4 protein-coding genes and 1 tRNA gene are annotated in these 8,292 nt (G+C 63.6%); 1 reads left to right on the top strand and 4 read right to left on the bottom strand.

Going from position 1 to position 8,292, the window contains the following annotated elements; translation table 11 throughout:
• Positions 1-3,413 (bottom strand): non-ribosomal peptide synthetase (locus A5688_RS03445; protein WP_120312458.1); only part of this gene is annotated, 3,413 nt, incomplete at its 3' end.
• 889 nt (positions 3,414-4,302) lie between these two features.
• Between A5688_RS03445 and A5688_RS03435 the strand changes: the two genes are divergently transcribed.
• Complete coding sequence (locus A5688_RS03435; RefSeq protein ID WP_067836551.1) at positions 4,303-5,556, top strand: cytochrome P450; 1,254 nt, start codon at positions 4,303-4,305, stop codon at positions 5,554-5,556.
• Between the two features lie 136 nt (positions 5,557-5,692).
• On the opposite strand, the gene A5688_RS26630 is transcribed toward A5688_RS03435, so the two are convergent.
• From A5688_RS26630 to A5688_RS03425, 3 genes are all read right to left on the bottom strand, one after another.
• Positions 5,693-6,580, bottom strand: coding sequence for a DUF732 domain-containing protein (locus A5688_RS26630; protein WP_082955227.1), 888 nt, complete (start codon positions 6,578-6,580; stop codon positions 5,693-5,695).
• 523 nt (positions 6,581-7,103) lie between these two features.
• On the bottom strand, positions 7,104-8,069 hold the full coding sequence (locus tag A5688_RS28500) for a peroxiredoxin (RefSeq protein WP_067914827.1): 966 nt from the start codon (positions 8,067-8,069) through the stop codon (positions 7,104-7,106).
• Positions 8,070-8,217: 148 nt separating this feature from the next.
• Positions 8,218-8,289, bottom strand: a tRNA-Val gene (locus A5688_RS03425).
• Positions 8,290-8,292: the final 3 nt, after the last annotated feature.

Genomic DNA, 8,292 nt, shown 5'->3' with positions numbered 1-8,292 from the left:
GGCCAGTCGGTGGCATCGATGACGTCCCAGCCGAAATCGGCCCGCTCGGCGGCCACCACCACCTGCCGCGGTATCCCTTCGACCACCGGTAACAGTGTGCGCAGGCTTTCATGGCGGGCCACCACGTCGGCCAGCGCCGCGCCCAGCGCCTCGGCATCAAGCCGCCCACTTAACCGCAACGCCGCCGGGATGTTGTAAACCGGTGAGGGGCCCTGCAATTGGTCGAGGAACCACAACCGCTGCTGGGCGAACGACAGCGGGACCACGGTGGGCCGCCCGCCCGCCACCAACCGCTCGAGCCGGCCTACACCTGCGCCGATACGCGGGGCCAACTGGGCAACCGTGGGCGCCTCGAACACGGTCGGTACCGAAAGGCCGGCGTCAAAACCGGTCTCGATTGCGGCGACCAGGCGCATCGCCAACAGCGAATCCCCACCCAGGTCGAAGAACGAATCGTCGACCCCGACGCGCTCCACGCCCAGAACGTCGGCGTAGATGCCGGCCAGGATCTCCTCGACCGGGCTGGCCGGAGCGCGAAAACCACCACCGGTGTATCCGGGTGCGGGCAGGGCGCGGGTGTCGAGTTTGCCGCTGGGTGTCAGCGGCAGCGCGTCGAGCACCACCACCGCGGCCGGCACCATGTACTCCGGGAGCCGCTCGGCCAGCGCGGCGCGGATCTTTGCCGGGTCGGCGGTCCCGGTGACGTAACCCACCAGGCGTTTGTCGCCGGGGCGGTCCTCGCGAGCGATCGCCACCGCCTGCGCCACCCCATCGCAGTCGGCCAGCGCCGCGCGCACTTCGCCCAGCTCGATGCGATAGCCGCGGATTTTGACCTGCTCATCGGCGCGCCCCAGATACTGCAGCTGCCCATCGGTGCCCCAGCGGACCAGGTCCCCGGTGCGATACATCCGCATTCCTGGCGCTCCCGCGCCGGCGAACGGACAGGCCACAAACCGCGACGCCGTCAACCCCGCACGGCCCAGATACCCACACGCCACGCCGCGGCCGGCCACATACAACTCCCCCACCACACCGGCAGGCACCGGACGCAACCAGCCGTCCAACACAAACAACGCGGCGGTCGACACCGGCGAACCGATCGGCGGCGCCCCCGAACCCGCCGTCAGCGGCGCAGTCATCGCCGCATACACCGTGGTCTCGGTCGGCCCGTAAGCGTTGATCACCACCCGCCCGGGCGCCCACCGATCCACCACCTCGCCCGGACACGGCTCACCACCCAACAGCAACGCCACCGACTCCAACCCCTCCGGCGAGTGCACTCCCACCGCCGACGGGGTCTGCGTCAACACGTTGACCTGCTCAGCCACCAACAGGTCGTGGAAACCCTCCGGTGAACGCGCCACGTCATCAGCGACCACGACCAGCCGCCCCCCACCCAACAGCGCAGCCCAGATCTCCCACACCGAAAAGTCAAAAGCAAACGAATGACATTGCGTCCACACCTGGCACCCCGGCAGACCCGCCGGCGACGACTCCGTCAAATGAGCCAAGTTCCCGTGGGTGACCGCCACCCCCTTGGGCACACCGGTGGTGCCCGAGGTGTAAATCAGATAGGCCAGGTCATCAGCGTGCGGCGTCGGCAACGCGATGCAGGGATCGGCGTCAACACCGACATCGTTGAGATCGATGATCAGCAGATCGTGCCCCTCCAATCGCCCGGCCAACCCCGCGGTGGTCACCGCGGCCACCGGCGCGGCATCGGCCACCATGAACTGCACCCGCACCTCGGGCACCGCGGGATCGATCGCCAAATACGCGGCCCCGGACTTGAGCACCCCCAACATCGCCACGACCGCCTCAGCCGAGCGCTCCAACACCAGTGCCACACACTGCCCCGGACCCACCGCCCGGCCGGCCAACACGCGCGCCAACCGGTTGGCCGCCTCCTCGACCTCTCGGTAGGTCCACGAACACCCTTCGCATACCAGCGCCACCGCATCCGGTGTCTGGGCTACCCGCGCGGCGAACAAAACCGGAATCGACACCGGCGTGGTCGCCGACTCGTCCAATACCGCCCGATTACCGATCTCATCCAACCGGGCATGCTCATCCGCGTGGAGCAGATCCACCGACAACAACGACCGGGTGGGATCGGCGGTCATCGCCAGCAGCACCCGCTCTAACCGCTTCACTAAATCGCGGACATCACAATCGGATAGCAATTGCCCGACACCCGCGGACCCACTCGTCGTGGTGCTCGGCTGCGTGCTGAGAAAAAGCCGATCGTCGTCCCTGAAAAAGTCCAGTCCAAACTGATCGACGAGGTTGGTATGGGTCAGGGTCCCCGACGCCGTAGCACCGGCAAGATTCGCCTGATGTGCGGTCGGAATGAAATTAACGATCACGCGATTCGACGTCTGCGCGGAGGTGCGGAGACGTGCCTGGTTCTCAATAACGTGCACTGGAAACCGCTGATGCTGCAGCGCTTCCCGCAGTCGCGTGTCAACATGTTCATTAAAGCTGGCAACCGCAGACCCCGGCGAAGCTTTCAACACCAATGGAACGGACCCGGAAATCATTCCAGGCACCGTCTGTGCCTCGGGACGCACACGCCTGCTCACCGGAAAATCGAGCACCACCTCCGAACTGTCGACGTCGTACCCCCGCACCAGCAGCGCGCACGCCGCAGTAATCACCGACGAGCGACGCACCCCCAACTCCTGCGACAGCTCCTGGATTCCGGCGACGACGAGAGGGTCCAATTGAATTGGTGCCGAAGACTCATGTGGATCACGCCCGTCCGCGGCGGGCGTAAACCGATGGCGCGGTTCGCTTTCCGGCGGCAGGTTCTTAGTCCAATAGGCTTGATCATCGAGATAATCGGTGGACGCTTCGTATTCTAATTCGCAAGCAATCAGATCACTCAGCGACCCAAAAAAAGCGGGCGGAATCGACGCGCCCGAAGCCAAAGCATTATAGATATCTGCGATCCGATGCAAAACAAGAGCAAGGCCGATTCCGTCGGCCACGATATGGTGGCAGCACACGAAGAAATAGAATTCGTCTACCCGCGTCCGCAACAACGCAAATTTGAACAGCGGGCCACTAAACGGCATCACCGTGCCCTGAATCGAGAATGCCAGCCGATGTGCTTCCTGGACAGGGTCTTTCGAGCCTCGGAGATCGTAGTTGGCAAGCTCAACGTCCGGGTAATCAACCGTCTGTTGGAAAACCTGGCCGTCCAGCTGGAAAAAGGTGGCTCTGAGCGGTTCGGCCTCGCGCACCGCTTGACGAATCACGTGCTCAAGCAAATCAGGCTCTACCGCGCCCTCGATTCGCACCAAATAGCCCAGTTGCCATCGCGCAGCGAAGCGACCCGTTTCCTGCGCAAGCCATATATCCAGCTGTCCCCGGGTCAGCGGATACCCACGAGCAGTTAGTTGCGGTCCCATCCCGAGTCCCCTTATAAAGCGGTAGCGAATTTTGCGTGTCAAACGCCTGACCTGCGAGGCCCTCTCACGCAGACTCTTCGGCCGTATATCGGTCCAGTCCTGTTCGAGGAAGTCCAGACATGCCGCGCGTTGCTTCGACGTATTCAGCCGGCCCGACGGCGCAATACGTCGACGAGAGTCGGCCATCGGCTGCATTACTTCTCGTCGTTAACCAAGACGAGTAGCCGCCTTTGCGGTCATCAAACCCGTTGGTACTCACCTGTTTCCAATCGGCCGAGATCTCGGCAAGGTTGCGTATCGCGGGGCCAATTTTGCGAGCCATGCGAGTGGTTGAAGGCGCTTAGCGTGGCTGGCCACTCCCGACATCGGTTCGTAGCGCCAAATCCGTGCGAGCCGCTAGGTGTGCCGGCTCGATTGTTAGGTAACGCTCGCGACGTGAGCGCCATGTCCTGAAGGTCTTGCAGCCGAGCGTCTCTCGCCTGGGGTGGAGGCGGTTGCTTCGTCAACCGGATGCGGCGACCCAGTTGGCTGAAAGGTGCACGGACTGACGGGTCTACGCCGCCGATGCGGTACGCGACCTTCGTGACCACACCTAGAAGACCATTCGTGACCACCTCTAGATGACGAAGTTCACGAGGATTAAGTTCACGCCGCGCCACTGAAAAGTGATCGCACTCTCCTTCGATCGTCTGGAGAGAGCGACCGTTTGGTCCCCGGCTCCGTGTGGGCTTCGCGCACGAGTCTGCAGTCGGAGCCGTTGGACGCCAGGGCTTTTCGCTCGTCGTAGCCGGAGTCGGGGTTCTCCAGAGGACCCGATGCGTTTCCGACGGCTATTCCCGTACATCTGCTGAGCGCTTAGCATTGATTTAGCAACGCGTGGGAGGCCGACGTGAGCGGACCCGAGAAAAACCTGGACTTCTTCACCAACATGTCGCTCGTCGATGACCCCTACGACTACTACGACGCGATCCGTCGATGCCCAGTATGGCGTGAACCGGCGCACGGCGTGGTGATGGTGTCGGGGTACGACGAGGCCGTCGCGGTGCAGCGCGACACCGATCAGAACTTGTCGGTGTGCAACATAGTCAGCGGTCCATGGTCGGGGATTCCGATCTCAAGCGACAGTGATGACATCTCCGATCTGATCGAGCGGCACCGCCAGAGAATCACGTTCGGCGACTACTTCATAACGTTCGATCCCCCGAAGCACACCGCGCACCGCTCGCTGTTGAGCCGGTTGTTTACGCCAAGGCAACTCAAGAACAACGAGGACTTCCTGTGGCGTCTTGCCGGCGAGCAACTCGACCGCTTCGTCGCCGACGGCAAGTGCGAGATCGTCCTCGACTACAACTTTCCGTTCACGCTCGACGCGATTACCGACCTGCTGGACGTACCTGAGGGCGACCGTGAGCGATTCCGTCGCGCTGCGTACGCTAGTCGGCTCGAAGGCGATCGCAGCGGCTTCGTTGGCGTCAAAGAGGAGTGGTTCGTCGATTACATCGAGGATCGGCGGCGCAATCCGCGCGACGACGTCCTCACCGAGCTTGCGCTGGCAAAGTTTCCCGACGGCACGACACCCGACCCGATCGACGTTGCCCGCGTTGCCACCTTTATGTTCGCCGCCGGCCACGGCACGACGATCGACCTACTGAGTCTCTCGATGCTGACGCTGGCCGAACGGCCAGACTTGCAAAAGATACTGCGCGAGGACAATTCGATGATCCCTGCCTTCATCGAGGAGATGCTGCGCATCGAAAGCCCAATCAAATCGAATTTCCGCATGGCGCGGCGCCCCACCAGGATCGGCGACATCGACGTGCAAGCAGGTACCAGCGTACTGGTGATGAACGGCGCGGCGAACCGCGATCCGGGACGGTTCGAACAGCCCGACGAATTCCGTCTTGGCCGTCCAAACATATTGCAACACATGGCATTCGGCCGTGGTATTCATACATGTCCGGGTGCCCCGATTGCACGCGCCGAAGTGCGGGTGAGCTTGGCACGAATGCTCGACCGGATGGCCGACATTCGGCTTTCAGAGGCCGAGCACGGTCCGGCAGACGCTCGTCGGCTCAAATGGGACCGCACCTTTTTGTTCAGGCGCCTCAAGGAATTGCACCTCGAGTTCACTCCGATTCAGTGAGCCGTTCCATCGCGACGACTGACCGCCCTGGAGGAACCGCTGACGCGCTGTTGCCACGTTTAGCCGGGGCGCCGTCCGACCACCGACGCAAGATCTCGTCGGGTAGGGACGGCATGGCTTTGTACCGCCGACGATCTCACGGCGCGAGCCTGACAAAGCCCGGCGCCATGGGTGGTGCCGGCTGTGGCGATGGCGGCGCCGGCGGTGGCGGCGCCGGCTGTAGCGGTGCAGGCGCTGGCTGTTCCGGTGGTGGCGCCGGAAGCTGCGATGCGGGCGCGGGCCGGAGCGGCGCCGGCTGGAGCGGCGCGGGCGCCGGCTGCTGTGGCCGGGGCGCCGAGCGTTGTGGTCGAGGCGGTGCCGCGACCGGCAGAGGTGGCGTCCGGAGATGCGCCACCGGCGGCGGTGGCGCCGGAAGCTGCGGCGGGTTCGGCTGGGTGATCTCTCCGGCGGGAACCACTCGATGTCGCGAAACGAGCGCTGCGCGCAGGTCGGAGCGGTCGCCACTAGATCGGCCCGGTACCAGGTCTCCCTGCCGTCGCGCCGGCATGGCGAAGGTGACCGCAGTATGCGCGTACGCGGTCCCCTCGGGTGTCGGCATATTCCAGGCCGACGCGGGATTAACGCTCAGGGAGGCGATCTTGCCTCGATCGTATGGGCAGTAAGCCTCGACTGACGCAGTGACGAATCGGGCCTCGGTGCGTGCGAGGCGCCCGGGAGCATACGTACGCTCGGCCGGGTCCTGGCTGTACGCAAACTGCACCATCGCGTCCACTACGGCGTTCGCCGAATAGCCGGCATCTACTGCGCGACAGACTTTATGGGCTGTATCGATGAGGTACGGAACGCCCTCGAGAGCAGGGATGCCTTCTTGATCGAGCAGGGCGAGAAACTGGTCGTCTTGGTTCGGGTCAGCCGCTGCCGCGCCGCCGTGCAGAATCGCTGCGCCGCTTAGTAATACAAGGGTGGTAACCAGAAAGCCGGCGTGGCTGGTGACGCCGAAGCACCTGGTGGTGGCGGTGAACATGACAGGATTTCCGTTCTGCGAGAGCCCGTCCCCGCGCGGACTTTGGATAATCACCTATGCCGCAGGCGTGATCGCCTGCGCCAGCGCATCCCCAACGCGAATTTGCGATCGGGATATCGCCGGTGGAAGTGGGGCGCACGGTCGTTGGCGCGCACCACGTAAGACGACCTGGCGCGGTCGCCGGATCCGTCTGTGCCACCAGACGGTAGGCGTCGTCCGCGCAGACGCCGGTGCTCAATATTTTGAGCGCTTTACCGCGGGCCAAACGGGGACGCCGGGTGAAGTAGACCTCGCCCATCCCCAAACATCCCAACAACCGCAGGATGGCATATCCAGCAAACACGTTGCCGTTAGCCAACGGCATGAAAAAATCGTAGTTCCGCCATGTTGGTGAACGACATATGCGTTACCTGAGGGTGTACTGCGGGTTAACTGTTATCCCGCTAGCGAACGTTTATCCATATTACGAAACACGTGTACAACAAATCATCCGATGCGGCGTCAATCCCCGGCGCTCGACCCCTCAGAGTGCTCGTAGGCCACGCAGTGTCCTGCCTATCAGTTCCCGTCGTTGGTCAATCGTCATCGAGTCACCGAGGGGGGCGTGCACCCGCAAATAACCTTGCGTCACCAGATCGCCGACCAGGAACCGCGTCGCACCGAGCGGCAAGGACAGGCGAGCGGCGATCTCTGCGACCGAGGGGCTCTGCACGCAATACGTCAGGATCTGGCCGCGCACATCGTTTCTCGGCCAGCGCGGTGGCTTCGACGTGGTGCTGAGCGCTTCCACCGGAGCCTCGAGTGCGAGTTCGACGCCAGAGTCGGTGCGGCCCGCCGTCAGCGTGTACGGCCGGACCAGGCTCGCCTCGTCCGCGGCTTTCCGGTCTGCGCCCTCGTCCTCCGACTGCTGATGCGCGTCGGAATGTTTCCCCGCGGCATGCGGCGAACTATGCGGCCCCTTGTGGTTCTGCAAGAACCACAAGGTCTGGTCGGCGTGCACGGATGCCCGAAGCTCGTTGGAGACCACCTTGAGTACGGTGCGATCGGTGTCGATGACGAATGTGGTTCGTCTGACCGGCAGTAGCCGGGCCAGCAGGCCACGGCGCCGCGTGTGCCGGCCACGCCGGGCGGCCTCACGCGCCACGACGGATCTACGCAGCTTTGCGAGCCTGCCCCGACGCACCCCGAACAGCTCGGACACCACGCCGTCCGCGTCGGAAAGCAGCGGATAGTCGAACGAGCGCTGTTGGGCGAAATGGGCCTGCCTGTCGACGGTGTCGGTGCTGATGCCCACCCGCTGGGCGCCCACCGTGACGAATTCGTTGCTCAGGTCCCGAAAATGACAAGCCTGGGCTGTACAGATCGGTGAGGACGCTAGCGGGAAGAAGAACAGCACCACCGGCCCGTCGGCAAGGAACGCTGACAACGCCCGGGGCCGACCGGTGTGATCGTAAAGAGTGAAGTCAGGCGCCTTCTCGCCCGCGATCATCGGCAAAGAGTAACTCCGGGAGGCTTGCGCGACCACACTCGAATAATTCGGTCTAGGCCGAACAAGCTACGAACGCCGCTCGCGAGCGTAAGCGCACTGCGGAATTCGCCTTGATTTTTCGCAATGGGCTTACGCTCGCGGCGTTGGGTGGGCGCGGACGGTATCGAACCGCCGACCGCTGGTGTGTAAAACCAGAGCTCTACCACTGAGCTACGCGCCCTAT

It is taken from the genome of Mycobacterium mantenii (assembly GCF_001667865.1).
Lineage (GTDB): Bacteria > Actinomycetota > Actinomycetes > Mycobacteriales > Mycobacteriaceae > Mycobacterium > Mycobacterium mantenii_A.
This window is presented reverse-complemented; position numbering and strand designations above follow the sequence as displayed.